This window comes from Candidatus Nitrosocosmicus sp. FF01 (assembly GCF_047711275.1).
Lineage (GTDB): Archaea > Thermoproteota > Nitrososphaeria > Nitrososphaerales > Nitrososphaeraceae > Nitrosocosmicus.
In genome coordinates, this window is the sequence record NZ_JBLNIG010000001.1 from 449,253 (window position 1) to 475,541 (window position 26,289).

At 33.0% G+C, this 26,289-nt stretch carries 31 protein-coding genes, 1 tRNA gene and 1 pseudogene; 15 read left to right on the forward strand and 18 right to left on the reverse strand.

Features of this window, described 5'->3' with window-relative positions:
- Positions 1-173: 173 nt before the first annotated feature.
- The 7 genes and pseudogenes from ACMT7R_RS02490 to ACMT7R_RS02520 all read right to left on the reverse strand — a co-directional run bounded on the left by ACMT7R_RS02490 (position 174) and on the right by ACMT7R_RS02520 (position 6,841).
- Positions 174-467 (reverse strand): hypothetical protein, encoded by a 294-nt coding sequence (locus ACMT7R_RS02490; protein WP_415309854.1) that lies wholly within the window; start codon positions 465-467, stop codon positions 174-176.
- 440 nt (positions 468-907) lie between these two features.
- A complete protein-coding gene (locus ACMT7R_RS02495) occupies positions 908-2,053 on the reverse strand; it encodes a lactonase family protein (protein ID WP_415309855.1) in 1,146 nt (381 codons plus the stop codon).
- Between the two features lie 320 nt (positions 2,054-2,373).
- Positions 2,374-2,634, reverse strand: a complete 261-nt coding sequence (locus ACMT7R_RS02500; protein WP_415309856.1) for a hypothetical protein — start codon at positions 2,632-2,634, stop codon at positions 2,374-2,376.
- 854 nt (positions 2,635-3,488) lie between these two features.
- Positions 3,489-3,959: a hypothetical protein gene (locus ACMT7R_RS02505; RefSeq protein ID WP_415309857.1), complete on the reverse strand. Its 471-nt coding sequence runs from the start codon at positions 3,957-3,959 to the stop codon at positions 3,489-3,491.
- Positions 3,960-4,306: 347 nt separating this feature from the next.
- Positions 4,307-4,756 (reverse strand): annotated as a pseudogene (locus ACMT7R_RS02510) (transposase).
- Between the two features lie 17 nt (positions 4,757-4,773).
- The gene (locus ACMT7R_RS02515; RefSeq protein ID WP_415309858.1) at positions 4,774-5,193 is read right to left on the reverse strand and encodes a transposase; all 420 of its coding nucleotides are present in this window, start codon (positions 5,191-5,193) and stop codon (positions 4,774-4,776) included.
- Positions 5,194-5,692: 499 nt separating this feature from the next.
- The gene (locus ACMT7R_RS02520; RefSeq protein ID WP_415309859.1) at positions 5,693-6,841 is read right to left on the reverse strand and encodes an alpha/beta fold hydrolase; all 1,149 of its coding nucleotides are present in this window, start codon (positions 6,839-6,841) and stop codon (positions 5,693-5,695) included.
- A gap of 397 nt (positions 6,842-7,238) precedes the next feature.
- Between ACMT7R_RS02520 and ACMT7R_RS02525 the strand changes: the two genes are divergently transcribed.
- The 5 genes from ACMT7R_RS02525 (at position 7,239) to ACMT7R_RS02545 (ending at position 10,164) form a co-directional block, all read left to right on the forward strand.
- Positions 7,239-7,505, forward strand: coding sequence for a hypothetical protein (locus ACMT7R_RS02525; RefSeq protein ID WP_415309860.1), 267 nt, complete (start codon positions 7,239-7,241; stop codon positions 7,503-7,505).
- A gap of 313 nt (positions 7,506-7,818) precedes the next feature.
- A complete protein-coding gene (locus ACMT7R_RS02530) occupies positions 7,819-8,298 on the forward strand; it encodes a hypothetical protein (protein ID WP_415309861.1) in 480 nt (159 codons plus the stop codon).
- A gap of 167 nt (positions 8,299-8,465) precedes the next feature.
- The gene (locus ACMT7R_RS02535; protein ID WP_415309862.1) at positions 8,466-8,969 is read left to right on the forward strand and encodes a hypothetical protein; all 504 of its coding nucleotides are present in this window, start codon (positions 8,466-8,468) and stop codon (positions 8,967-8,969) included.
- A gap of 49 nt (positions 8,970-9,018) precedes the next feature.
- Positions 9,019-9,312: an integrase gene (locus ACMT7R_RS02540; protein ID WP_415309863.1), complete on the forward strand. Its 294-nt coding sequence runs from the start codon at positions 9,019-9,021 to the stop codon at positions 9,310-9,312.
- A gap of 381 nt (positions 9,313-9,693) precedes the next feature.
- Positions 9,694-10,164, forward strand: coding sequence for a pyridoxamine 5'-phosphate oxidase family protein (locus ACMT7R_RS02545; RefSeq protein WP_415309864.1), 471 nt, complete (start codon positions 9,694-9,696; stop codon positions 10,162-10,164).
- 171 nt (positions 10,165-10,335) lie between these two features.
- Here the strand turns inward: ACMT7R_RS02545 and ACMT7R_RS02550 are convergent, their stop codons facing one another.
- Positions 10,336-11,325, reverse strand: a complete 990-nt coding sequence (locus ACMT7R_RS02550; protein ID WP_415309865.1) for a hypothetical protein — start codon at positions 11,323-11,325, stop codon at positions 10,336-10,338.
- Between the two features lie 289 nt (positions 11,326-11,614).
- Here ACMT7R_RS02550 and ACMT7R_RS02555 point away from each other — a divergent pair, with 289 nt between their 5' ends.
- Positions 11,615-12,004 carry a VOC family protein gene (locus ACMT7R_RS02555; protein ID WP_415309866.1) on the forward strand — a complete coding sequence of 130 codons (390 nt, stop codon included), beginning with the start codon at positions 11,615-11,617 and terminating at the stop codon, positions 12,002-12,004.
- A gap of 226 nt (positions 12,005-12,230) precedes the next feature.
- Here the strand turns inward: ACMT7R_RS02555 and ACMT7R_RS02560 are convergent, their stop codons facing one another.
- Both ACMT7R_RS02560 and ACMT7R_RS02565 read right to left on the reverse strand, forming a co-directional pair.
- Entirely contained in the window at positions 12,231-12,674 is a 444-nt protein-coding gene (locus ACMT7R_RS02560) for a DUF3800 domain-containing protein (RefSeq protein WP_415309867.1), read from the reverse strand.
- Positions 12,675-13,148: 474 nt separating this feature from the next.
- Positions 13,149-13,223 (reverse strand) — tRNA-Val (locus ACMT7R_RS02565).
- 722 nt (positions 13,224-13,945) lie between these two features.
- On the opposite strand from ACMT7R_RS02565, the gene ACMT7R_RS02570 reads away from it, so the two are divergent.
- Both ACMT7R_RS02570 and ACMT7R_RS02575 read left to right on the forward strand, forming a co-directional pair.
- Positions 13,946-14,281: a hypothetical protein gene (locus ACMT7R_RS02570; protein ID WP_415309868.1), complete on the forward strand. Its 336-nt coding sequence runs from the start codon at positions 13,946-13,948 to the stop codon at positions 14,279-14,281.
- Between the two features lie 397 nt (positions 14,282-14,678).
- Positions 14,679-15,086 carry a hypothetical protein gene (locus ACMT7R_RS02575; protein ID WP_415309869.1) on the forward strand — a complete coding sequence of 136 codons (408 nt, stop codon included), beginning with the start codon at positions 14,679-14,681 and terminating at the stop codon, positions 15,084-15,086.
- Positions 15,087-15,439: 353 nt separating this feature from the next.
- Here the strand turns inward: ACMT7R_RS02575 and ACMT7R_RS02580 are convergent, their stop codons facing one another.
- A complete protein-coding gene (locus ACMT7R_RS02580) occupies positions 15,440-15,760 on the reverse strand; it encodes a hypothetical protein (protein WP_415309870.1) in 321 nt (106 codons plus the stop codon).
- Positions 15,761-16,144: 384 nt separating this feature from the next.
- Here ACMT7R_RS02580 and ACMT7R_RS02585 point away from each other — a divergent pair, with 384 nt between their 5' ends.
- Together ACMT7R_RS02585 and ACMT7R_RS02590 are read left to right on the forward strand one after the other, a co-directional pair.
- Positions 16,145-16,441 (forward strand): hypothetical protein, encoded by a 297-nt coding sequence (locus ACMT7R_RS02585; protein ID WP_415309871.1) that lies wholly within the window; start codon positions 16,145-16,147, stop codon positions 16,439-16,441.
- A gap of 642 nt (positions 16,442-17,083) precedes the next feature.
- Entirely contained in the window at positions 17,084-17,686 is a 603-nt protein-coding gene (locus ACMT7R_RS02590; RefSeq protein WP_415309872.1) for a hypothetical protein, read from the forward strand.
- Between the two features lie 61 nt (positions 17,687-17,747).
- Here ACMT7R_RS02590 and ACMT7R_RS02595 read toward each other — a convergent pair whose 3' ends face one another.
- Positions 17,748-18,167: a response regulator gene (locus ACMT7R_RS02595; protein WP_415309873.1), complete on the reverse strand. Its 420-nt coding sequence runs from the start codon at positions 18,165-18,167 to the stop codon at positions 17,748-17,750.
- Between the two features lie 685 nt (positions 18,168-18,852).
- Here ACMT7R_RS02595 and ACMT7R_RS02600 point away from each other — a divergent pair.
- Positions 18,853-19,059 (forward strand): hypothetical protein, encoded by a 207-nt coding sequence (locus ACMT7R_RS02600; RefSeq protein ID WP_415309874.1) that lies wholly within the window; start codon positions 18,853-18,855, stop codon positions 19,057-19,059.
- Positions 19,060-19,092: 33 nt separating this feature from the next.
- Here the strand turns inward: ACMT7R_RS02600 and ACMT7R_RS02605 are convergent, their stop codons facing one another.
- Positions 19,093-19,377, reverse strand: a complete 285-nt coding sequence (locus ACMT7R_RS02605) for a hypothetical protein (protein WP_415309875.1) — start codon at positions 19,375-19,377, stop codon at positions 19,093-19,095.
- A gap of 392 nt (positions 19,378-19,769) precedes the next feature.
- Between ACMT7R_RS02605 and ACMT7R_RS02610 the strand changes: the two genes are divergently transcribed.
- Complete coding sequence (locus ACMT7R_RS02610; RefSeq protein WP_415309876.1) at positions 19,770-20,168, forward strand: hypothetical protein; 399 nt, start codon at positions 19,770-19,772, stop codon at positions 20,166-20,168.
- A gap of 73 nt (positions 20,169-20,241) precedes the next feature.
- On the opposite strand, the gene ACMT7R_RS02615 is transcribed toward ACMT7R_RS02610, so the two are convergent.
- The 3 genes from ACMT7R_RS02615 to ACMT7R_RS02625 form a co-directional block, all read right to left on the reverse strand.
- A complete protein-coding gene (locus ACMT7R_RS02615) occupies positions 20,242-20,406 on the reverse strand; it encodes a hypothetical protein (RefSeq protein ID WP_415309877.1) in 165 nt (54 codons plus the stop codon).
- A gap of 209 nt (positions 20,407-20,615) precedes the next feature.
- On the reverse strand, positions 20,616-20,891 hold the full coding sequence (locus tag ACMT7R_RS02620) for a hypothetical protein (protein ID WP_415309878.1): 276 nt from the start codon (positions 20,889-20,891) through the stop codon (positions 20,616-20,618).
- Positions 20,892-21,416: 525 nt separating this feature from the next.
- On the reverse strand, positions 21,417-21,551 hold the full coding sequence (locus ACMT7R_RS02625) for a hypothetical protein (RefSeq protein WP_415309879.1): 135 nt from the start codon (positions 21,549-21,551) through the stop codon (positions 21,417-21,419).
- A 271-nt stretch (positions 21,552-21,822) separates the two neighbouring features.
- Between ACMT7R_RS02625 and ACMT7R_RS02630 the strand changes: the two genes are divergently transcribed.
- Entirely contained in the window at positions 21,823-22,173 is a 351-nt protein-coding gene (locus ACMT7R_RS02630) for an FxLYD domain-containing protein (protein ID WP_415309880.1), read from the forward strand.
- Positions 22,174-22,263: 90 nt separating this feature from the next.
- Positions 22,264-22,632: a putative quinol monooxygenase gene (locus ACMT7R_RS02635; RefSeq protein WP_415309881.1), complete on the forward strand. Its 369-nt coding sequence runs from the start codon at positions 22,264-22,266 to the stop codon at positions 22,630-22,632.
- A 147-nt stretch (positions 22,633-22,779) separates the two neighbouring features.
- On the opposite strand, the gene ACMT7R_RS02640 is transcribed toward ACMT7R_RS02635, so the two are convergent.
- On the reverse strand, positions 22,780-23,781 hold the full coding sequence (locus ACMT7R_RS02640) for an integrase (protein ID WP_415309882.1): 1,002 nt from the start codon (positions 23,779-23,781) through the stop codon (positions 22,780-22,782).
- Between the two features lie 451 nt (positions 23,782-24,232).
- On the opposite strand from ACMT7R_RS02640, the gene ACMT7R_RS02645 reads away from it, so the two are divergent.
- Positions 24,233-24,604, forward strand: a complete 372-nt coding sequence (locus ACMT7R_RS02645; protein ID WP_415309883.1) for a response regulator — start codon at positions 24,233-24,235, stop codon at positions 24,602-24,604.
- Positions 24,605-25,178: 574 nt separating this feature from the next.
- On the opposite strand, the gene ACMT7R_RS02650 is transcribed toward ACMT7R_RS02645, so the two are convergent.
- On the reverse strand, positions 25,179-25,496 hold the full coding sequence (locus ACMT7R_RS02650; protein WP_415309884.1) for a hypothetical protein: 318 nt from the start codon (positions 25,494-25,496) through the stop codon (positions 25,179-25,181).
- Positions 25,497-26,289: the final 793 nt, after the last annotated feature.

Genomic DNA, 26,289 nt, shown 5'->3' on the forward strand with positions numbered 1-26,289 from the left:
TTTTGGCGGATCGGTCAATACGTTTTCTTTACTATAACAATGAACGTTACAATATTTAATAAACTTGAGCGGCTAGTCTAGTTTTATCACTCTTGATGCGCAGAATCCATGAATCCTATAAACCTTCTTTTATTACAGGAAGGAGAAGGAGGAGGATAGAGGAGTAGATTGGATCAAGCTGTATTATACAGTTCATCGATTAGACTACTAAGTCTAAAGCCTATCGGTTTTATCGAATTTTTACCTCTGGTTTCTAATGCCTTTTTGGATTTAATCCATGCTAAATTAGTTCTCAATGCCGATACTGTATTTGCTTTTTCAGTGCTGCTAACATTTGGATACATCTCATCGCAAATCTCTTCTACAGTCCAAAATTCTTTTTTTGGATTTGAAGAGCTCAGTGTATAAAGGTGAACTACTAAACTGCCTATTCCATTTTTATGCGGGTCAATTGCCTTAGAATCCATTTTCTTAGAATGTATTTGTTTGCTATTTTAAATAGTTTTCAAATAACCCAGATACTTACAATAACGATCACATAAACATAGAATTTTTTGAAATTGTGAGACTTTGAAATATAAAAATTATCATAAATGGTATATTTACTAATATACATAACTTATTTTTGAAGAGTTTTTGGCGGTCAAAATCATATTTTAGTGATCATATTTTGCGTCAAAAATCGTTAGATGGCATATGTTGTTAACTGAGTATTCAAGAAACTTTGTTGTTCTGTTAACATTTTCTATCTCATTAATTTTTTTGATCCTTTTAATTAATTCGAGAAGTTCAAATGCCTTTTGTAAATTGTTTCAGCAAAAATGTCTGTATTGCCCAAGTGGATTTGGATCGTGATAATTCCTTTGTGTATAGATGTTTATTGGAAAACATTATAGAAGTTGTCATATCATAATTCCTGAATATATTCAACAATTTCAATCCAGTTAGGACTTTTTCCTGACTCGTATCTATCCAAGTAATTTAATTCGCCAGTATCTTGATTGATTTCATAAATAGATAAATATCCTGATTCTTGTCCAGCTGCCAGCACAAAGTGACCACTCGGATCAATATTAATACCACGTGGTATCTTTTCAGTATCATAATTTTGAATATGTGTTAGCACTCCAGATTGATTATCTACGGCAAAAGCAGCTATACTGCTGGATGCTCTTTCACTTGTATACAACCATTTTCCGTCGGGAGTAATATGAATATCAGCTACTCCTAAATTGGTAACTTTATCATCACTAGTAATCTCGCCTCTATCCTGAAAGCTAAAGTTTCGAGGCATGGCACTTATTCGTTGAATTTCTTTTAAAACACCTGTCTTATTATCTAGTTCATAAGCATAGACAGTTCCATCAATTTCATTTGATACATAAACGAACTTATTATCAGGTGAAAATTCTAAATGTCTTGGCCCTGAGTTATCCTTGGTGTTTATGGCACTCGGTTCGTTTGCTACAAGCGTTCCATTGTTTTCATTAAACAAAAATTGTTTGATTTGTGATGTACCTAGGTGAGGTACAAAAACAAATCGATTTGATAAATCACTAAGTATTGAATGAGGTTTTGCCCCGGTAGAAATTATTTGGACGGGTTGTGGCTGAATCGTGCCGTCAAGTTCAATCGAATTAACGGCTATTTTTGCTTCGTTATATGACACGGATAAGAGAAACCGACCAGTCTGATCAACAGAAATATATACCATGTTAGCGGGTAGCAACTCTTTTGAAATCTGACTTAGGTTACCTGTTTCAGGATTTATCAGATATGTAATGGCTGAATAGGGTTCCGCGCGAATTGAAGCATAAAGAAATCGCTGATCTGGACTTACTGCCATATGCATTACCTTTTGTTCAGCAGGTACTTTGGTCACCATTTTCATATCCCCAGTACCTGAGTTCAACTCAAAGATGGAAATATTGCCCTCTTCACCATTAGAAACATATACAAATGTTTCTTGAGAATAAGAGTTTGTTATTCCTACAATTATAGTTTGACTAATTAGAAATCCTAGCAAAATAATCGAGAATCTTAAGGTTAACATCGACCCTATTTATCAGTCATTGATGAATCGTTTACATATATAAAGAGTACAATTACAATACCGGATTTGGACAGTACTTTTTAGAGAATTCACTCTTTCATAGATCCATGTTTTTGATTAGGTATTGAACACAGACAAGAACCAAAAGTCATCCCTTTTTATCAGCGTTATGGATTGGATTTATTTGGACCATCAAACTAATAAAATGTGCATCCATTTTTCCAACATCATGTAAATGCCTATCCCATTATTTTTGAATTCTTCGATTCAACGCGCATCAATCTTGATTTGAAACCTAAAATTTCTAAATATCAAAAAAATTACTGATGTAAAAGTTTTTGAAATTTTGACACCCAGCTACCGTCGCTTTTATCAGAAACGAAGTCAATGTTAATTTCTTTATTGCAGCAGTCTGAGTATATGTTTTCAAATTCTTTAGTAATATTCGACCAGTTATTTGAAAGTTCATTAAATGAGTCTGTAAATAGATCTACGGGATCCTTGGTTTCATCTGGAAGATTTCTAATCTGTTCAAGTACTTGCTCTCTTTCTTGGATAGACATATCCTCGAAATCTTTCATACTCTATAGAAACTAGACACTTCTAAAAGTACAAGTGTTAAATTGACCATATCATCTTGTCAATTAGAATTATCCAAAACAAATTATTAAGGTGGATTCTTGACGAATAGGGCTATTGAAATCTATAAAAAAAGGTTTTAGGAGGTATTAACAGATGTATTTTTCAACTAGTTAGCAATTAATCCACTATTTGCATCCTTTGTGACAATATCTGGTGTTTATGTTCCTCCTTCGCTCCCTGCTGCAATTGCTAATCACCATTGGGACAGACTGCATTTATTCACGATGATGATCATATATGAGATTACATCTTATACGATGTGATTTACTTTCTGTTGACAATCTATCCAACGTTTTTGTGTAAATTACACAATTACATCAATATACTGAATTACTACATTAAGGTAGTGCCTATCTATACAAATCGAACTTAGTCCAATGTGCTAAATTTCTGTTATCTCCATTTCAAAGCAGATCATTTATTGTAAATTTACTTATGCATAGAACGACTGAAAAAATACCAAAGGCAAAAAAGGCACACCATCAATATAACAGATCAAGAATATCATAAGACTAATACTTTGGTTCAGAGGAGGGAGAGGAAGGGTAGGGGAAAGAACTTTTACAGATTAAGTCGATAACACTATTTCATCACACATTTAGTAAGATAGATTTGAACGGCTGTATAGCAATGGTCTTTGTTGCAAGTCCAGTTAGAAATTGCGCAGAGATTTGCGTAGCTCAATGCTCTAAAAATTTGACTAGTTCGATAAATAAACTGAATAATAAGAATAACCATACGTCTTTCCTTCCTTCATTCGGATTTGCAAAATAAATGGTTGAGATATAGAAAATTAACACAAAAATCTAAATGAATTAAACACAAGTCTTAATTCAGATGGACTGTAACCAAATTCATAATTTTCTGGAGTATCTTCTAATACCACGAGAAACATTTGATTATTATCGCAAGTATATACCAAAAGCGTTTTTTCAACTGTCATGACACTGTCAGTTGTTTTGCCTTTCTTTCTGACCACTACACTGGCAGAATATGAATCTCTAACCACATATTTATTGAATTGGATTTCTTTGTATACAATTTCATTGAGTTGAACCGTGGCCCTCAATATCTCTTCAAGGGTTTTATTGCTAGATATCACATCATTTCTAATTTTGTCCGCCACCCTCATGATCCCAAAGCTCATGGGACCATGAGTCATGAGAACATCTACACCATATCTGATTCTGCAATTATAAACCGAAACCCAATCAGATGGATAATCAAATGATATTCCAAGTTCATGATTCTCAAAAGTCTTCATTTCACATTATCATATCAATACATTACGACAAATTACTTTAGAGATCGCATAAAGATTGTCTACTATTTTTCATGGATACTATGAGTTATTCTTTTTCTTTTTTTTGGCACAACAATTTGCACCTTTGGGCGATTTCCTTAACTGATTTAATAATATGACTACTAATCAAACTCGGGAATTTTTCTAACAGATTATTACTGTGACAACGGTCAACTCTTTTGCAATCTCGTCGATCTCGAAAATGAATCCACTTTTTACCTTGGAAATGTTGAGTTGTTAGATTTGTAGGGTCTTGCATGATAGACCACTATTATAAATTGTAAGACCCCTCTAAAATAATTAAGAGCCTATCCCAAAATTAACCTTCTATAGATGATTATACTACAAGAGAACTGTACCAATCCAAGATAGTTTTCATCCTTCTTTTCATATCGTGTGAAGAGTTTCCTAAACCTGTTATGCCATGAATTCGTTCTCTCTACAACCCATCTCTTGGGTGAATATCTCTTACGATTTGGTATTGCTATTTCTTTACCCACTTCACCTTTCTTCCCTTTTTTCTTCTTGATTGGAATGTGCAGAACATATCCTCGTTTGATTAATTCCTGTTCTTCCTCTGCAGATTTGTATCCCTTATCAAGACACAGATGTTGTAGTCGTCGTCGTCGTCTCGATCTGGATAATGCTTTTGGTCATTTGATGACGGTTTTATCGACTACCTCTATTACCAGATTGATGTCGTGAGTGCTGGCAGGTGAAATTACAACCGACAGAGGAATACCTTTCTTTTCTGTCAAAATGTGTCTTTTTGTGCCTAGTTTGCTTCTATCAGTGGGATTGTTTCCTGTCTTGTCCCCCCTAAAGGCGACTTTACGGATATAGAATCGATAGACTGCCAGGTCCAGTTGATACCAATTTTATCATCATAGTTTTTCAATAGTTTGATCCATGCATTCTTAAATACATCTAGTTTATTCCACTCTTGAAATCTCCTATGACAAACAGAACCAGAACCATATTCCTTGGACAACATTTTCCATTGGCATCCTGTTCTAAGAACGTAAAGAATACCATCCAATACCTTTCTGTATGGTATAATCGGTCTACCCACAGTTTTTGGTGGCTTTTCTGTTGGCAGTATCTTCTTAAACTCGTTCCATAATTCATTGGGAATCCTTCTGATGGTGGGAAGAGTATGTATTGCTTTGTCTTCCTTAGTCTGGACACAGATCACGGTTTACCAAGACAGATAAGGAGCTATATTTCTATCTAATTTTGGGATAGGCTCTAAGTAAAAAGTTAGATGTTATTCGTGTTGGGTTTGTAAAGACGATGTCTGTTTGATCTGGTTTAACGTAATCACTCTAGACCTTTTCACAATCGTAATTAGAAAAAATTGCAGTCAATGTATTCTAGACAAATTCAACTGACAGTGTTAAGAAAAAAGTATCACCATGTATTTAAGAATTATTCATTAGTTAAAAGTAGGCATTCCTATTCTGTGAATGCTTATGAACTAAGAACAAAAACGTTCTACCTGGTTTAACTCTTTTTTCAATAACGAAAAACTTTTTAGCAAGCACCTACAAGCCTGTCTTTCTAAAATCTTTTAGAAATTTCATGTTATGATGCCGACTTCGGAGGAAGAAAGCCGATTGATTATCAATGGATAGAAAGGAACATCGAACGATTACAAATAAACCTCAAGTCATATTGCTATAATTTTGAAGAAATCATTCTCCATTATTTTTGCCTGTTGTACTCAAAAATGTTTCTATGATTCTGGTAAAGGTTTCAGGAAATTGATACATCAAACCATGTCCTGCATCTCTAATCTGTACGAGCCACGATCCAGGTATTTTATCCATCAAGACTAAAGAATTGTTAGCAGGAACAGCTTTATCTTCCATTCCGGTTATTATTAAAGTAGGTTTAGTCAATCTTTGAAGTTGGTCACATACCCCAGTCCAGTTCTTTGAAAGCCAGTTTTCATTTATATCAAATTGTTTTTTTAATGTACTAGAGAGTACGATTTCAGAAGACTTTGGTATTGCATCCAAAAAATCTGGGTTTTCCTTAATCCAGTTGATTGGAAATGTTACCTCCAGAAATGAATTTACGTCTTCAGTCTGATTATTTACAAAATCTGAAAGTGCTTTTACAATTTGAGGACTTTGAGGAATACCTTCTTGTCCACCACAGGAAGCTCCCGATAGTATGAGACGGTTTACTTTTTCTGGATATGCTAGGGCAAGCTTTTGTGCAACAAATGAACCCATAGAGAAGCCCAACACATCAATTTCTTGTAATTTTAGAGCACTCATAAACCCTGCAGTGTCGCTAGCAAATTGTTCAATGGAAAAGGGCATTGTCCCTGAGGTCGTGTTACCAACCCCTCGGTTGTCAAAGAAAATCACTTTATGATCCTTTGACAATTCTTCGAGGAAGTAGGCAGGCCATACATCCATTACATTGCCACTACCACTTATCAGTAGTATTGGTTCTCCCTGGCCAATCTGTTTATACGCTATGTCAATATCACCGACTCTTACCTTTTGTGATACAATATTATCCAGTATCGATACTTTATGTTGAAAAGTTGGTAAAGAAGTAGCGTTTTGAGTTTGACTAGCATTACTCTCAATTTTGCTTGAATTAGAAATACTATTACTTATTCTGTCAATGGTGTCTGCAATTGTTTGCTGAACTTGCTTGTTACTTGAGGATTGCAATTCATTCTGACTTTGTTGTAAGGATTGACCAAAAGATGATGTTGAATAAAGCAAATTGATTTCTGGGATCGAAATTAAAATACTGCTAACAAGAACTGTAATAACGACTAATGCTAGAAACAATTCAGATGAGAATTTATAGAGATTCACACTTTCTTTATCTCAAACCGGATAATAAAATTTAGAATCGTTATTATGGATTCTATTTCTTGTATTCATTGTTTTTTCTTCCGTCACCATTACCCATCTGTTTTTGGGGGATTTGAATAAAAATAGAGTAAGGATTGACGATATCTAACTCCCTGAAAAGAAACTTTCATGTGCTAAATAGAATGGCAATGATCTTCAATAGACAATTAGGTTGAACAATCACACGTCGAAAATCTCTAGCATTTTTTCACCTTTCCAAATTACACACATATATCAAGTCGTACGTACTTCTATAGCTATGCTTTTTTGCAGTATAATCTTCGGAATGATCTTTAAATAAGTTCTTTTCAGTATCAACTTAATCAACCCAGTTATATGAAATTCCATACATAACATCATGGATAAGAAAATTCAATTATCAATCTTGTCAATATTTCTCGCAGCAGCACTCTTAGGCTCAGTTGTAGCCTATGGTGAAAACTTGGCATATGCTGGTGGAAAAAACAAAAAATCAAATGAAGCAGTACAACTTTTAGAACAATCTTCAGTTACTGGTCAAGATTCAAGTTGTTTTTCCGAACTTGGTGACACAGTTGCTTCATGTAACAATTTGGCCTTCACACTCAACTTGAATGATGGTAACAACGCTGCAGGACAACAGTAAACACAACCAACCGTTTTCTCTTTATTTTTTTAATTATTTTTTTAGAATTTTTAACAACTATGGATAGAGAAATATCATCTAATATTGTCAATATCTTTAATTAGTTTTTGACGATGGCCTACCATGGTTCCGATTTCGCGAGTCAAGGGCAATAGTCAAGGATTGTGAAGCAATAACATTTAGAAGTATAATTATTAGTCATTGTTAAATCGACAATTCAACCTAAGATTGTATGAACAAAACAGACATAGTAGAAATTAGGTCATAGATAACTACAAAATTATCGATCCTTTCAGTTGTCTTTGTGGGTGCGATGATGGTATTTCTAATTCCTGGGTTAGTGGAAGAAGCTGAGGCAGTTGTACATGGAAAAGCTACAGTTCCACCAGGTACAACTTTTTCTGATCTTGTATCGTCCAAGAATGATGGGAGATTTACTAGCGGTCCCAGGATAGTTGAAAAAGGTATGCAAATAGTATGGTTTACGGTTGGCTCAAGTTTACTAGGAGATAACCAGAAAGGTTGGGTTACTACCAATGTTAAACAGGCTGGAAAAGTTATTGATAGGGTCTATTTTGGTTTTAGTAATCCAATCTCGGGTCAAAATACATACACTCCGTTAGCCGATCCGGGACCACTAAAGATTACCTGTCAAATACCGCGGGGTAACACTGTGACCGCTACATTTGAAGTTTCATTCAGAAATCAGAATGATGGTAACAGTTATTATGACTTGCTAGACACATTTGGCGGAGAACAAACAAAAGCAATTAGAGAGAAGACACGCTGTTAAAAGTGGATACGAGCTAATCCCATTCATTTTTGATAACGATATGAATGGCATAAGATATGCTGATCTAACAGAAATCTTTCAAAAAAAGCAGTATGGTCATTACAAAAAATACCACCTCATGTTTGACAAAGACTTGGTCCTTTCTTATCACGGCTCTAACGATATGATTGAGTAATGATATCTTAAGAATAGGCTGGGCCGGGCTTAAAGAATATCTTAAGACGACCTGTATTGAAAATACAGTTAAGGATAGGTACAATTATTCTATCAAATATCAAAGATATCTTCTAAATCCAAACACTGTTTCTGATTTGCTGTCTTTTTCACCAAACAAAAGATTACACATTATGAAGGCCTTATCTTCTCTATCCAAATTCTTAGGATATAGTGATGTTTGGCAACAAGCAATCAAAAGAAATAATATTAAATGGTCTACAGGGAATAGTTCCTTTGTAGTATTTGACAAGATAGTTAATCATACCAACTATTCAGTTATGATGGATTGGATTAGACAAGTAATTAAGATACTTTCTCAATCTCACTCGAATGTAATAATATTTAATATTCTTATTGGTTTGAGACCAAGCGAATCCATTAAGTCAGTACATCTCTTGCAACAGGATTTAGATTCTTATTGGAATAAAGATAAAAGGAATATTGGAACATTATAAATTCCCTAGTGAATTAATTAGAAGAACCAAAAATGTATACATTAGCGTCGTGTCCCCACAAATTGTTAAACTTGCTTTAAACTGTTCAACTAAAACTACTTACAATTCTCTTAAGGTTATGCTAAAGAGAAAGAATATTGAGATGAATATGTATTACTGTCGCAAGGTCTTTGCGACTTACCTGCGCAATAAAGGAATTGAACCTGAAATCATAGATTTGTTACAGGGAAGAATAAGCAATTCTGTATTTGTAAATCATTACTATCGACCCAACATTAACGAAATAATAACAAAGAGGATAAGGCCAGTGTTGGACGAATTGACTAAGGAAATGCAAAATTAATTACGTATTTATAGCCATTGTAAAATTATTTTTCACGCTCTAATCGGTATGAGTTGTAATGGACTATGTGTAAAGTTCAGAGCGAAAAGAAATCATGATATCCCATCCAGATATAAAGATGGATAGAAAAGATGTGGCATTTGAGATATTCATACACTGGGATGAAAATGTATATTGTCCTTGTTGCAACTACAAATTAAGAACTAGATCTTTTCGAGGTTGGGAGATGAGGAAAAAGTACAGGAAACAAACAGTAAAGAGGTATTAACTAATGATGGAAATATGATTTAATGATACATTAATTGAATTAAGTGGATTTACGCTCAACAGAGCCGTTTATCTCCTGATACAATTTAAATAGATTAGTACACCGTGTTTTACATGTTAAAAATCCTTAATGGGAATCCAGGATTTGGCGTACCTTTTAATGAAGAAGAAACAGTAAAATTCCTTACAACTGGCAAATTAAATCTACATTTGGGAACTGTAAATGAGAAAGGCCATCCAAACGTACATCCTGTATGGTACTACTACGATACTGGAAATTACAGAATATATATAGAAACATCAAAACAGTCCAAGAAAACAAATAACCTCAGAAACAATACGATTGTTTATTTTTGTATTGATGATCCAAATGTACCCAGAGGAGTACGCGGAGAAGGTGATGTTAAGATTCATGAAGATATCAACTTCAATATTCCTATAGCGGAAAAGATAATGATAAAGTACTTGGGAAATACTGAACATCCGATAGCACAGACTCTATTGAATATGCAGAAGGGTGGACAATCAGTTGTTTTGGAACTCTTTCCAAAGTATTACTCTACATGGGATTTAGAGAAACAGTAAACAAATTGCGAAGATTGGTTATAATCAAATAAGGAGATGCAAGCCTTTGGGCTACACAAAGGGTAAAGAGAAACAAATTATCACTTTTTGTTAAAGTTGGAAAAATCTAAGGTGACCCAGGCTTTGATTGTTTACCTTGGAGAAAACTTGGAATAGAGAACAATTCATGAGTTAGGGAGTAGATATGCCTGACAAACTTTGAACTTCATTCCAATACTTTTCAAAAAGAATTTCTTGAACCAAAACATGATTTTTATCATTCAAAAACGATATTCTATATTGATTTAGATCTGCGTAGGTCAACTCAAGGGCCTCTTTATTATCGGTAATCAAAACAAACTCATCGATACTTCCAAGTTTGGTAGAGTATCCCATCTGAAAACGATCATGTGTTTTTCTAGATGCTTCCTTTGTAATTTTGTTAAGCTGGTAAATTAGTGATCTATTGTATCCATCTGTTAATAATTTGATTAATACTCCTTTTCTATATAACACTGAGAGTTTTAGCCAAAAAAGGTCATCATCTGCAAAATAGTCTAGCATTTTAATAGATGAAAGGATTAGCAGTTCCTTTTTACTATGATCAAGAAAAGTCATAATTTCGGTTCGAGCATCGACAAAGTTAGCTAACATTTTATGAAATTCCGACGTTTGTTCATTTTCTAATTGTTTGTTTTTTTCCTTTAGCGGTATTCCTAGTTTCCAAATCTTGTCGAATAACATTTGCTGTTTCTTAACTAAGGATAGTGAATTACTGAAGAAAGCCTGTTCGGGTCTTTGGTCATCTTCATGAAATACCCATAACATATAAGCTCTCTGATCCATTATACCAAAATTAGTTCTTATATTATCAAGATGCCTTATTTCATAGTATTTAATACTGTTTATGAATTCTATATTTTCAGGTGCGGTCTCAACTATGAGCCGTATCCTTAGACATCTTTCTTCAATTAACTTTTCCAATACATCAAATCCTTCTCTCAGAAATTTATAATGAAAATTGAATATCTTTTTATCCCAAATTGTATCAAATCCGATAGTTACTACGTCAACCGAATTTAGCATTAATTTCTCCATTTGATTAGCGTCATAAATTACATCGGTTATCTCAGGAAAAGATTGACCTGACTCGATCAATTGTTTGTATATCGCATCTTGCAACTATTTCTAATATATGTAATTGCTATATTTAAAACGTCTTGGTCAAACGACCCAAAATCAACAATATCGACATGTTATTTTAAAGCCTGTTCATTTTGTTTTCTATACAAAGGTAATTAGGGGATAGACGCTAAATCGTATAGAAGATATATTATTAGGATCATGTGCTATAGGGAAACATATATCCCCAGATTCTACAAGATAGTATTTTGATCTATGATGACAGGTGTTGTCAACTATACAATTGATCTCTTACTAATTTATTAAGTACGCATATTAATTCTGTCCTATGACAACAATAGTACATTTTGAGATTCCTTCAGACAATGTTGAAAAATCAAAGAAGTTCTATGGTGATTTGTTTGGATGGACCATTGAAAAGGTTCCATCTGATATGTTACCTGAAGGTGTCGAATATTGGGGAATCACAACAAAAGATCATGAAGGAAATAATGCTGTTATGGGAGGTCTGATGAAAAGGCATGATCCAGAACAACAAGGAATATTGAATTATATTGATGTCAAATCAGTAGATGAATACTCTGACAAGGTGAAACAACTAGGAGGAACAGTTAAAGTCCCGAAAATGGCTATTCCAAAAATGGGTTATATGGCTATATGCTCTGACACAGAAAATAACACATTTGGTTTATGGGAGAATGATAAATCAGCAAAGTAACAATGGAGAACCTCTGTAAACCCCAATTCAAGGTTTGCTGATCCAAATTTTTCTAATTTTATGCTTTGTTCCATAAATCTCTCTTACTCATTAACCATCTCTCTTCTTTCTGTTCTCTATGTTCCTCTAAACAAATACTTTTATCATCATCTCCTCTACTGCGTTTTGAAATTTGGTAGCTGACGCATACCCTTAAAATATTTTCCTAATTGTTTAAAAAACAGTTTCAGATATCCATCGACGACCATACTCTCTTTATGAGGATTATGGAATAGGCTCTTGGTCTTGTCGCATATCGATCTTTGTATTTGTAGTAGTGTTTATACAGATCAATTGTTACGGAAAGTAAATAACAATTAATTTCCTTTACAATATTAAATATATCATCAGCAACTGCTTTCTTTTCAAGACCTGTCATCTTGTCAAATGGATGTTTACTTTGAAGGAAATCATTATAGTGTAACTTAAATTTATTGAAATGATCTATATTATGAAAGTATTTTTCTAACAATTCATCCATTCGCTTTCTGAATAAAGGGATATTCTTATCTTCCACAATTATGCCTCCTAGGGTGAAGAATCTCGATCTTCCATCTTTTGTCATATCCTGATTAATATTGTGCTTTCCCTCATCCCCACTTTCATCTAAATAGAGAGTATACAATGACAAGAGAGATTTATCTCCCAGTTTTATGTCTATAATTCATCAATTCATTCTTGCTTGGGCACTCGTATACTATTGTTCATTCGTAAAGTAGTTCGGGATTTGCTAGATTACTATTGCTAGGGATCGTGGGTTCAAATCCCGCACTTCTTTTGAACAACGTGTCCTCTAATTATCCTACAAAGGTTATGGTACTACCCAAAGATCAAATATCGGTATCTCAATAATAAATTATTGACCAAATGCCAATATCGTCATAAAGGTCTTAATTCTAATTATATCAGATTAGGTGCAAAAGAATCTTTCAAGAAGGTGGGTCTTTATTGTGTCACATGTGATATTTACTATTCGCCTGATTTGTCAAAACAGTATACTAGTTTAGTACAGGCTCCCAGAACTCGTACAATTGAAAATAATATGATTTTTAGGAGAGTATTCAAATGATTTCAACCTTCCAAATAAAAGCATGCAAATTTTATATGGGCCGGGTCGGATTCGAACCAACGACCCCCGCCATGTCAAGGCGGTATCTTAACCAGGCTAGACCACCGGCCCTAGCAATATCTTTGTCTTCATTTTTAATGTTCTCAATATATAATTTGTGATTGAGGGGAAACTTGGATGGGTTTAGCACCTTATTATGGTTTGAATTGTCATATGAAGTCTTTATATGGTTATGATTACTTGCAGAATTATCAAATTTACTGACTTTGGTATTACTCTGATGGATCTTACTAAAATTAGTAAGATTTGATAAAGTATTGTCCTTGTCGCCTGTCTTACTAAATTTGGTAAGATTATCTGAAGTAGGGATCAATGACCTTAACAATGGTAATTCCTCTTCTATAAGATTAGCAAGTTTCTTCTTAATAATTGACTTTAGTTTGTATTCATAAGACTTTGATATTTTCTTTTGACCTTGTAGGTATTGAACTTCGGCTTTAGAGAGAAGTGACACTGAATTAGTTAATTATAGACCTTAAAAGATCTTTCGGATTAACTATGGGTTTGACTTCAATTTGTCATTAACATATACCTCGGTTAACTAGTACAATAGAAAACTAGTGAGCTTTCACCATGGTAATTAACCAATAGAAAATCTAAAGAATTCTTAATAATTCCTCATGGGTTCCCTTTTTGAAAAAAAGATTATTTATGCGGGTATTTCTATATCTCTTCTATTTTATTTCAAACCCCTAATTCAATTTTTATTAACCTCGGAAGCTCTCTACTTGCGAGATTAATAATTAATATTGTAAATAGCTCCTTTATAGGCGATGCCCAGATTCTTATTCCAACCAGATCCCATTGATGGTTATGAATTTAATCCAATTCCTATTGACATTCATTTAGGAGTAATAAAAATTCCGACCAAAGAAATTCTTGATGACAATGCAATAAATAATACAGAATCTGTTATTGTAGGGATAGATAGAAATCAAGTTTTAAACAGATTACAAACAACATTTGCTCGAGAATTTAATCGATATGGCAAGTTAAAGAAATCTGATATACCCCATACTAATTATGAAACTAAACAAGCTTGGACTAGGATTAGAAAGCACGTCAAGAAGACAAATCAATCTCAAAAAAATACGAAGTGCGGAATTTGAACCCGCGATCCCTATGATTGATAACGACCCGCACTTCGCTATTGCATTATCATCTTAGGAAAGAATTTTTGCTTGAAATAATGTGATAATAGATTTAGGTCATTATTGAAAAGTTGTAAAAAAATACTTTTCTCCTAACCAATTAGAGTTAGTATTCATACTCCTTTGATACTTGCTTTTGCCCTCTTAGGAATTGGACCTCGCCTTTTGAAAGAAGTGATTTATGCAGTATTCCCTCACAGATTGCTAAGAGCGTTTATACTTCTTTGCTTTCAGTTTAAGACTTTAGCATATCTGATTTGAATAAATAATTTTTATGATAATTCTGAAATCAATGGCATAAGAGTATGAGAATTTTAGATAAATCCTCAAATATTTCCACAACTAATAACTATAATTGAAAAAGTTTAAAAATTTGCAAACCTCAAAATCAACTTTTACATTAGTTCTGTACGCTATGGTTATTTCTCTAATTTTCTCAATATCTATATCTAATGTATATGCTGCACCTAATGCGGCCCCTTCCAATGCAGATTGTGGAGTGGAACTTTCATGGGATGGGCCGTCATACGCATTTGTTCAAACGTGTTGTTGGACTGAATCAGACCCAGCTGATCCCGAAGGAATTGAGCTTTATTTTTGTCAGATGTGTGATTATAATCCAGAAACTAAAACGGCCAGCGGCTGTGGTGAAAAATATCCACAGGGACCCCCTCGTCCACCATCAGGTCCTGTCGCACCTCAGCAAGAGGATGTTTTAGAACAACCATCGACAGAAAATGCACCACCAATAAGAATCAGATAACTCAGTTGGTCCAAATGATGATAACAACGCTATTGATGAACAACAATCAACAAATCCCACCTTTAACCCAAATAAAGGAACAATTAGTGAAGAAAATTTAGTACAGGATCAGCCAATTCAATTTTCATCAAATGATGAACAGAGTCAGGAAACTGAGGAATCTATTGAAGAAAATAATCCCAATACAGCATCTAATTCCTAAGAAAATGACGAAACATCAAATTCTGAAACACCCACTAGTCTCTCAAAGAGAGGAAATACTCAAAATTCTCCTGTTCCTCCAGAATGTCCCAAACAAGGTCCAATTCCACCAGATTGTACTATGAAGCCGAAGTTTTAGAGCAAACACAAATCTATTTTTTATTAGGAGGTTGTCTTACCCACTTTTCTATTTGATCACTATACTCTTTAATGAAATAACTAATGCTGCTGATTTCCTTAATGTCAAATTCGGTCTCTTCTAGTAATCTCTTTTTTACAGTGTCAAATAATTTCTCTATTTTGTTTGGATAGGCTACTCTAATACTAAATTCTCCACCAACAAATACGATTTCTAGATATTCTTTGGTGCCGACAATTTGATAAATTCCTAGACCTCTTAAATAACCGTCAACCCTTATTCTGAATTGTTTATTGGAATCAATTGTGAATGCATCATCTTTTAATTCTGACATTAGTATCTCCTTTAAATCGCTCAATTAATTTACTAATTACCGAGTTAAAAGAATCTCCTGTCTGTCCCAATTTCTTTCACGCATTGTAGTTGTTTGAGTCTATTAGAATTTGCTTGTAACGTTTGTTACCAATTACCATATCATGTGTATAACATCGATAATATTTAAATATTACCTACAGTTGGTAATATAACGAGTACATAAGTAGATTTTGCCTCATGATTTTTTATTAAATTATTTGATTGAGTTAATTAAGTGTAACTTCTATTCGAAACAACATGTGTTAAGAAAATTTACCTCCGAGTCGTGTATTTTTTTGAAATTATCTACTTCAGTGCTATGAATCAACGAAAAGGGTATTAAGCATTAAGTCATATCTTAATCATGCTTGTCAAAGTAAATCACCTCCAAGAATCAGAGAATAAAGTGAGTGTGACTTTGCTTGACATTGACGATCTGGGATCAGTTGTTCCTATGAAGGACCTAGTATTGAACGTCCTACCCTATGATGATTCAATTATTGACAAAATGAAAACTTCTAATCATGTGATGATTTTCACGGAAGATATTGACAATAATCCTACTACTATAATTTCCGCAATTAATTTTACGGATGAAGAGCTAAACAATGAAAAAGAGAGAATGATAAAAGCAGTCAATAAGGAATCATCAAATTTTTGAGTCTAAAACATTAACTGAGTTAACGTAATACTAGTCAGAGGTAGCTTTTCTTAACACTATCGAATTGATCTCATAAAATAACTAATCACTTCTTTCGACTATAGTTGTTGAAAAGTAAGGAGTAACTAGAGTGAATCACAGCAATCAATACATTGTCTATTTAAACCCGGATTGGTAGTAATAATTCAATCTATCAATAATTAAGGGTATTGCATTATATCATAGTCGCTTATGCAAGATCAATATTAGGAAAGCATTCAGATTTTCAAATACCAATTTCATTGCATGGTATCATATCTTCTATTATGATTCAGAATTGATAACTTATTCACAATATTAAACAGCAATAATAATCAAAGATTGAATTTGTAATAATCCACTTTTGATTTCTGTTAGGGATTTAGACTCCTCGGAAACAAGTATCATAATTTCATATTGTCACCTTATAATCATAAGGATCTGTTGGTAGAATTACACATACTATTTATAATATGATCCTAATATATATTGATGGTTGAAGTAGGGTGCTAGACAAGAAGGTGATAATCAACTATTTCCCCTAATTACAATAACCTAATTCAAAACGTAAAGGTTGAGGATGCGGTTATTCAATCAGCTTATTCAAATCCTGGTTTGCATTGTGTGATTATTTATGACGATTTGCTGACACTTAGAGAGTTTTATTCTTACTACATTAAAATACAAATCGAAGAAAAAAAGGAGATTGTACTTATCAATCCTTTTTATGAAACCACAGATTCAGTAAGAGAGACTTTGTCAAGTGGACACAAGGCAATAGACGTAACAAAATATGAAGGGAAAGAAAAAAAACTAGTGATTAGTGATTCCTTAAAAAAATACCTTGGTTATAAAGAAGAAGCAGGAGAAGAAAAAATAGCAGGCCAAATAGATGAAAGTAAACAAAACAGGAGATTAAATATAAAAACTACAAATAAAGAAAAAGTTGGAACCAGCCATTGGTGGGATGATAACAAACAAATGATTGAACATGCAGATAAAATGGGAAACGTGGGTTTATCCATTTTAGCTGATGCAGGTGCATTCCACTTTATGAGAAAGACCACAGAGCTTTTAGAATACGAGTGTTCTCTGCCTAAGCAATTTGATCTAAACTTGAAAGCGTTTTGTTTGTATCATCAAAAAGACTTTGATAGATTATCAGAGGAACAAAAACAAGAACTAGTAAACCATCATGGCAAAGTCATAAAGATAGAAGCGCATTAACCAAAATGATGTATAATACAATATTAGTTAATCTATTTCATGAGTCTTTCTAAGACTAATATTAATTATCATGGTTGTCTTTACTAACATTTTGAACTACCAATTCCTGTTCAATGAATTTTCTTAATGTTGAAAATTTAATAGGTTTTTGTAATATCTTATTAATTTTTGCTTTTTGATAATCTTTATAATCTTTTATATCGGCCATATCAAATGCAGTAGTCAAAAATATCTTGACTTTGGAATTTAATTCCCGTACCTTGTTTGCAAATTCTATTCCAGACATGCCGGGCATTCTCAGATCAGTCAAAATCAAAGAATACTTGTCAAAGCATCGCTTGTAGTGTTCTAAGGCTAGTATAGGGTTTGTGAACGAAACTGCATCATAGCCAATTTCTTTAATAAATTCTTTATAAAGATGAGCTAGCTCTTGTTCATCATCTATCACGAGGAAGGATAAAGAAGATGATGATGATTGCATTAGTAGAACGATGCATGATGATGTATATATAACCATTGTTTTCTATTTCTAATAACATACAAGCACTCTATCTGCATAATGCATTTAGTCATTCTTGTATAATTAGAATGTACGAGACGAGTTTCAGAAAACCAGTCGCATGATCAAATTAGATGTTTATAGTAACATTCAAATCCGCGAATATAAATTTTAAATTCAACAATGGTTAGACCTGTTTAATTTTTTCTTTATTGTATTAGAGTTTCTTAATCTGTGCTCGAGCCCATAAATTAATAATAATATTTGTATGTCAAAAGTGTATCTTGTTTTGCTTTTTTGTTTTACGGTGATGTTTAAGGACGCACAGTAACTATAGTCTACCCTGATTACTGATATTGTATATTTTGAAATTTACCAAGACAGTCAATATTGACTTTATCTCCTCAACAAAGTCACAATCGGGTCTTGCATGATGAGCGACGTGGGAGATTATACTGCAAGACCCAAAGCTATGGTAATTATCTAATAACTCAAGATTTCTCGAAATATACAAATGAACTCGCAAACTTGTCTACTGTCAATATATAATTCCACATAGTAGTACATAGACTATTTACATTAAAGAAATAATATTAGACAGTTAAGCGATATATAGATATGAATATAATTGAAAGTGAAACACCATTTCTGGTAGAAGCAAGAACTTGTGGTTGTAAAGAGAGAGGACTGTACTGTTTCTTATCACTTTATAGAATCTTCTCACAATCTTTGTTTAGAAAAAGGCGAATTGTTATTGGCACAAATTCAAGCCTGTGAAAGATTATTAAAATATGCAAAGGATGATGAGGAAATAGATATGTTAAAGCAAGAAATTTCCAAATTAAGATTGGCCTTGGATTTGGTTCGATACTAACAAATTTTGAGTTGTGTTCTTTGTATCTAATCTCTAAAGAGGTATCGCTTCGCTCTTTCTAGTTTTTAGTTCGCTAATCCCATCTGGTGTAATTTGATAGTTTTCTCCATCTTCGGAGTGTACAAAGCTTTGTGCGATTAATTCCTCGATGGCTTGATCAAGTAAAGGATACATTGCATTATCCATGGAGGTCATCAATTCTCCTATACTGACATAGTAATCATCTGAACCACTTTTGTTGAATAGCTTTTCTAATACAAAAGTTTCAGCATTATGGAGAGCCACTTCCTCATCTTTAGAATTGGAAAATTTATCCATGATCATAACTGCTTTCTATACTTAAATTCTTATCTTTACTATTTGTTGATAATAATTCAATTTAGATAAAAATAGGCCAAGAGTGTAAAATGAAAATTTTTATTTTTAATATCACCTACTAGTATTCACTTATTTAATATTAATAAGAGAAAAAGTAAACTTCTATCACCGATACCGGAGAGGCTCATTTGTGTTTTTTAGTAATTTTTATCGAACTTGGATTTCTCTCTTAATATCGGATCAAACCAAAAAGTGAAATCATTCATAAAGTATAAAGATCAAATACTATATTCCATTTGTATGAAATATACTGTGGGTGTACTTTTACTGATAGCTATAATACTAGTCGGAAATGGTATGAATTATGCTTATGCAGAGTCAACTACTTCAAAATGTATTTTAAAGATGGAAAAGTGGACGAAAATGGAAACAAGGCTTACATTGTAGATTATGCCTCCATTCAATATGATTTCACCTCCCCACCATCCCGCAACGAACCTATTGAGGGAGCAAATGCACTTGTTACTAACACTCAGATTCAGTTAGCCGGTGCTATGAAGACTCCTGTTACTGATAATCCTAATGCATATGATATAACTCCAATAGATTTTACCTTTGATATTAAAAGAGTAGAGGTAATTAATGGTGGGCAATTAAATAATTACACTTTAAATAGCGATTCACAGTTTACTTATGTCTCTTTTATAGAAACGTCTCCTACTACTGCAATCATGACTAGTGTATTTGATTTGTCGGCATTTAATAAAGCATATTTTTCATCAGAAGAGTAGAAAGGCACTAATTTGTAGTTGTTAGTTTACCACTGTTCTTTAACAACTGTCAAGTCAGTTTACTATATCAATACTACAATGTAAGATACTCGTCAGTATCACAATAGCTACATTTGATATCCGTTCCTTCTGGTTCATCTTCAAAATGGATAAAGTGATAGCATCTTATGCACATTGTAAAATCGATAAGATTACCATTATGATCTCTTTTCTCTTTGATTTCTTTGGTTAATTTCATTTTCTTATATTATCACAATATAAATATATTTGAAATAATTTCATACGTCTTCTTTCATAGAGTCAATTTTGGGTTAACTCATCCCACAATTCATCCAATACAGGTCTTACTCTTCTATAATGATTTAATGAATGTCCAGAGAACAATAGTGATTGACAAAGACTGATCCCCTAATTCTTTTCTAAAATCATATCCATATTAAATCAATTTTAATTCTTAATACTACTCAATCTTTCAATTTCGCTGCTCTGTTCTATTAGTAACGCCATTATAGTTGAAAGCAGTAGTTCTGCATCACTTTCTGATTTAGTTATTATTGAATTATGGTATTTATGATAACATTTTGAAATCATTCTCAGCATTAGCTGTTTATCTTCTTCAGATTTCAAATTAGAAATGAAAGGATTTAGTAGTTCCTCTATTCTTTGATATATCTTATCCTTTTTCAGAAAGGAATCATCAGAAGGGTCGATATAACGATACACGAAAAATACTAATAATACATTAAGTAATATAGTTTGAATTCGTATACAGAGTCCAATTTTGGATTACATAACTGAATTACTGGCAATTAATTCAATACCGCTTTATAGTCAATTCTCTATGTTTTTTTCTCATTCCAAATCCTCTAAAAGACCTTGTTCTTAGCTTGTAGTTGCAACAAGGACAATAAGATGTCTCATTCCAGTTTATAAATATCTCACAGACACTACACCTTTTTTGACCTTCTTTATATCGTGATGGAATTTCATTATTCCTTTTAGTCTTTATACCTAACACATATTCCATTGCAACTCATACTGATTTAAGAACGGGGAATTAGATCTGAAATCGGAATAAATATGTACTTAATTTTGCAAGTCCCTAGTCAACTCATCCAGCACTGGCTATCTGATTTTAGAACTGCCCTGTGTATTTCTGAAAATCGATAACAAATGGATCTTTTTGTTTTGTATTATTTTTTAAATTAATTAACTAATTCATCATTAACTACCACCTTGCGCTCCTACTTATTTGGATGATGAAGAAGAAGTAGAAGGGGAGTCTGTCGCAGGTAAATTATCAAATAATATTTGCTCAACTCCTCCATCATCGACCTTATTCTCTTTGTATTTGTATAATTCAGATTTAATGTAGAAAGGCAACTATTTGTGTTTTAAGTTTGTGTCATTTAATGTCCCGATAGTGCCTTTGGGCATTAGTTCTTCAAGCCAACAATCCTAAAGTAATCATATAAATTAAGATTATTCATATCGTAATATCATTAAAATAAATCGAAAGTTACAAGCTCAGGATAACCTTATTTATCTGAGGCAATAATTAAAAACACCCTCATTGGTCTCTGACAATTTTAAGTTGATTATGATATTCTGTTTTGTATTATTGGTATTCCCATTGTCTAGCTTATTCCCGTCATTGTCTTTAACTTACTCGCAAGAGGCAGAAGACGAAAATATTATTCCTTCTTCAAATAACTCAGACATTATCGTGCTAGATATTCCAAATATCACTGTAGAGGAAAGTGTCACAGGTTTAACTTCTGTTATTGGAATGGTAGAGAATAATTCCACCGAAAATGTAGTAAACTTAAAGATTAACGTCACATTATTTGATGCAGAAAATAAAACAATAAGGGATACCAACAGATTTGTTTCTGCTCCTTTTACAGTTTACGAGCCAAATTCTACAGAACGTTTTAATTTTTTGATGAGCATACAAGAATTTGATCATCATACAGCTACAGCATATGGAGAACGTGCTTCATAAAAATTTGATGTTATTTTCCTGAAATATTTATTCTCTCAAATAAAAATTAGATAACAAAATCCTTAAAGGATAAATTGGTAAATAAACTAGATGAATGGTTCTGAAAAGATATACTTCAGAGCAGAATTTATCATTAGTAAAGGGAAATTGGAAGAATATAAAAAACTAATACAGGAATTGTGCAAAGTTGTCGAAGATAACGAACCACATACCCTTGAATATCAGTTTTATTTTAATGACGATGAAACTAAATGTACGGTACATGAGACCTATACAAATTCAGATGCGGCCCTTGTCCATAGTGATGGGATTGCATCAAGAACGATAATTCCAAGAATCTTGAATATCTCTCAGATAAATAGATTTGAGGTTTACGGAAATCCTAATGAAAAATTGCAAAAAGTTTTATCAAGTTTTAATGCACAAAACTTTAGCGCATTTACAGGATTCAGTCGCTAACAATAAAATTTTCATCTCCACACTTTAATCAGTAAGACAATTAATGAATATCCTCTTTAACAGTTAAAAATGTATAAACAATAAACTAATGAAGTCATCTGAATTCTACATGTGTTTTAATCCTAAAGGCGGTTAATGGTTATCTAGTTAACAATTCCTTCTCAACTCATCCAAAACCGGCCTTATCTTTTTAGTTACAATTTCGTTTATGTCGGGACGGTAATAATGTCTAAGAAACATGGATTTTGGTATTCTACCTTGTAACAAATCAATAATCTCAGACTCAATCCCATTGTCTCTTAGATAAGTGGCAAATATCTTTCTGCAGTAATACATATTCATTGAAAGATTCTTGGATCTAAAAATCTTACATAATTGAGGATATGGCTTTTTAATGTCTGCTTGCTCTGCAATCACAATGATCTGTTCCGAGGCCAGACTAATGAAAACTTTTTTAGTCCTTCTCAGAAAGATGTCGGGATATTGATAGTGAAGGAGCTTGCCTTTGCTAACATAATGGTCTTTATCATTCTGAATTAATCTTATACTATACCAGCATTCGCATGGTCGTAATCCGGTTAATGTAGCAAATAATAGAATATTCGTATACTTATCAGGTAACTGCCCAGCTGAATCTTTTAACCAGTGAATCATTTTATTCATATCCGTTGCGTCAGTGTTGAAGATTAAGAAAGTATTATTGGTATGGTTGCTATTTGTCCATTTAAGGTCAAAGTTTTCGATTAGTCTTTTCCACTCACTATGAATTCCGATAAATTTGGATAGCGATGATAAAGCTTTCATTACATGTATTCTTTTTTCCTGAGTTAATAGTTGAAGATCAGATGCATTTCTTGACTGTAAAACATAGTAATATTGCTTAGCATATCTGAACAAGTTTGAAGTTGTGGTTTTGCTGACCTTGGATAACAAATATTTTTTATAGTTGTCCCATATCACTTCCTTTTCTTGGAACCTTTCAGATTCTTTGTTTTCAGTATGCAATTGATTTGCTAGTAATGTTTGTTTATCAAATTCTTTATGAATTATATTAAGATCGTTACCATCTGCCATGTCAAGGCGGTATCTTAACCAGGCTAGACCACCGGCCCTAGCAATATCTTTGTCTTCATTTTTTTCTGTTCTCAATATATAATTTGTGATTGTATGGATTTGGACGTGGATTTAATAGAATGCTAAGGTTAGTACCTGTTCTACTATGGTTGTCAATGGCAGGTATCTCTGAGAGAGCATATAGAGTAGGTATGTTTAGATTTATCCTTGGGTCATGCTACCGATCTAATTCTAGCAGGTATTGATATATAGGTGAGACATGTGGCAAGTTGTCGTCTAGTATGTTGGTAGTCCCTTCTTCATTAGTGGACACATTCTTATACTCGTAGGCTTTTGAATTTGCCTTGTCATTAACGTATAGAACAAATTGTAAGAATTAATTGGTTTGTTAAGGGTGGACGTTGAGATCTTTTGATGGGGCAATTGTTTTTGAATTGTCAGATTGTTTTATGTAAGTTAGATTATATTTTTAATTCTATAAATAAAATTGAAGACTTATAACTAGGTTTTAATATTATAATATATCTTGAACTTACTCACAATCGATGACAATATCGATACCACCGAGGCAGTGAATGATTATTGCAATATGGAAGGGATATCCTGCAAAGTGGTCAATGATGGTCAAAAGGGATTGAGTGAGATTCATGAACGAGATTATGATCTTATACTTTTGGACTTGGCAATGCCCGAATATAGTGGGTTTGATCTTCTAAGTGAAATGAAAAAACAGGGTGTACGAGATAAGAAGATTGTTGTATTTACCGCTTGTTGCTGCTTGAAAATGGAAGACTTCAAAGACTACAAGGAGGTTGGGGTAAGAGAAATCATCAAAAAACCGGTAGAACTGGACCATCTCGATAAAGTCGTGAAAAGTTTTTTGATGAACTGTACATGAGTAAATTCAAATGTTGGTTTAATAAATCCGTGAAAACTTTGTAACTTTAATATCGAATGTTATATTTGGCGTGAAATTGTAACGCTTACAATATAGGGCCGTAAACACTATTCAGCAATTCTGAAAATCCCCACTCTCATTAAATCAACATAGAGTTAGAAAGCTTTTGGTAAGATTATTTAGAATTTCTTCCATCTTTTTTTGACCTTACTGATTTTATCAAGATTTAATGGATCATGTAATAAAACAGTAAGAAGAGGTAAATCTTGATTAAAAAGGTTGGAAATTTACTTCGTTAATGTCGGCTTGAGTTTGTGTTGATAGGATTTTGATACATGTTTTTACCTAAAAGGCATTGGATCTCTGATTTTGAGAGAAGTAAAGAAAGTATCCATTAAAGAGTAATTAATAGATCTTTCTATTATTTTTCATGGTCTTGTTTCGGATTTAACTACTTATCTTCTTGGTAAAAGATTATGAGAATACAAATTTGTTAGTGTTTTATAAAGAATTTAACTTTGTAAAATAGAATAAATCAACAAAAAAAGGTTATGGCCGTCTTGATGGGTTAAATCTATTCAGGTATTGTAGAATCAGTTGGAGGTTGTTCGAAAGTCGGTATACATTCACCATTTTGTTGCAAGCCTAAATTGATGTTATTTGCATTTAATGCATTGAATTCTGGTGCAACAGCTTGCCCGTCTGTTTCTGATGCTTGGTCTTGTTCTGTCTCTTGCTCGGCTGAGCTACTTGGTTGTTGACCTGCTGCAATGTTTCCGCAAGTTTCTAACGGACGCTCGCTAAAAATCGATGCAAGTGCGTCGGGAACATATACGCCCATAATTCCTGCTACCAAGAATACTGAGAGAATTCCGGTAAATAATTTATTCATGTTTGAATTTGAAATTCTAAACTATTTAGCAAGTCTTTAAAATAGTTATTTAAGATTATTTGCAAAAATTGTTAGAAAATATGACCCTAATAGTGGGAACTTTTAATTCAATCGATTGATATTTTTACCATATCAACCTTTGCTTGTTTAGAAATGATTTTGAAATTATCTATAGGTAGTTTTGACATATCTGTCTTAAGACTGATGTTGCTAGAAAGAAAAAAAATCCTCACAATAATCCATGTGGACCTGTGCACTACGCTACTAACTGATAATATGATATCCGAAAGCAGAACTAATTGATTCGATTAGGGGTGATGACATTATTTTTAGTCAAATAGCTGACTTGGAATTTGTAATAATAAAGATTTGTTTGACCCCGCAAGGAATATGATCCGTGATTTTGTATCCCATTCTCACCTTGAAGATTCTATTTGACTGAATTTACATAACCACTAGTCAAAAACAAGTTCAAGTCTATGCCTTTCGAAATTAGTTAATTAGTTTCTTTTTTAACCTCGACGTTATATTTATTGATACTGAGACGGTATCTATTTTAACCTATTTTAGCTACTGGGCCTAATATTTTAAATGCTGATTTCATCTTATTAGGGATAAGAAAATGATCATTTTCGTTTAATTATAAAGGTTTGGTGATGTAGGTATTTTGGCTGATGACTACATATAATCTGTATCTTGATTATCTTAACTACCTCATGTAACAAGAAGAGAAATTAAGTGGGGTACAATAGCGCCAGATTTAATTCCTCGAATAAGCACAAATCTTGATAAA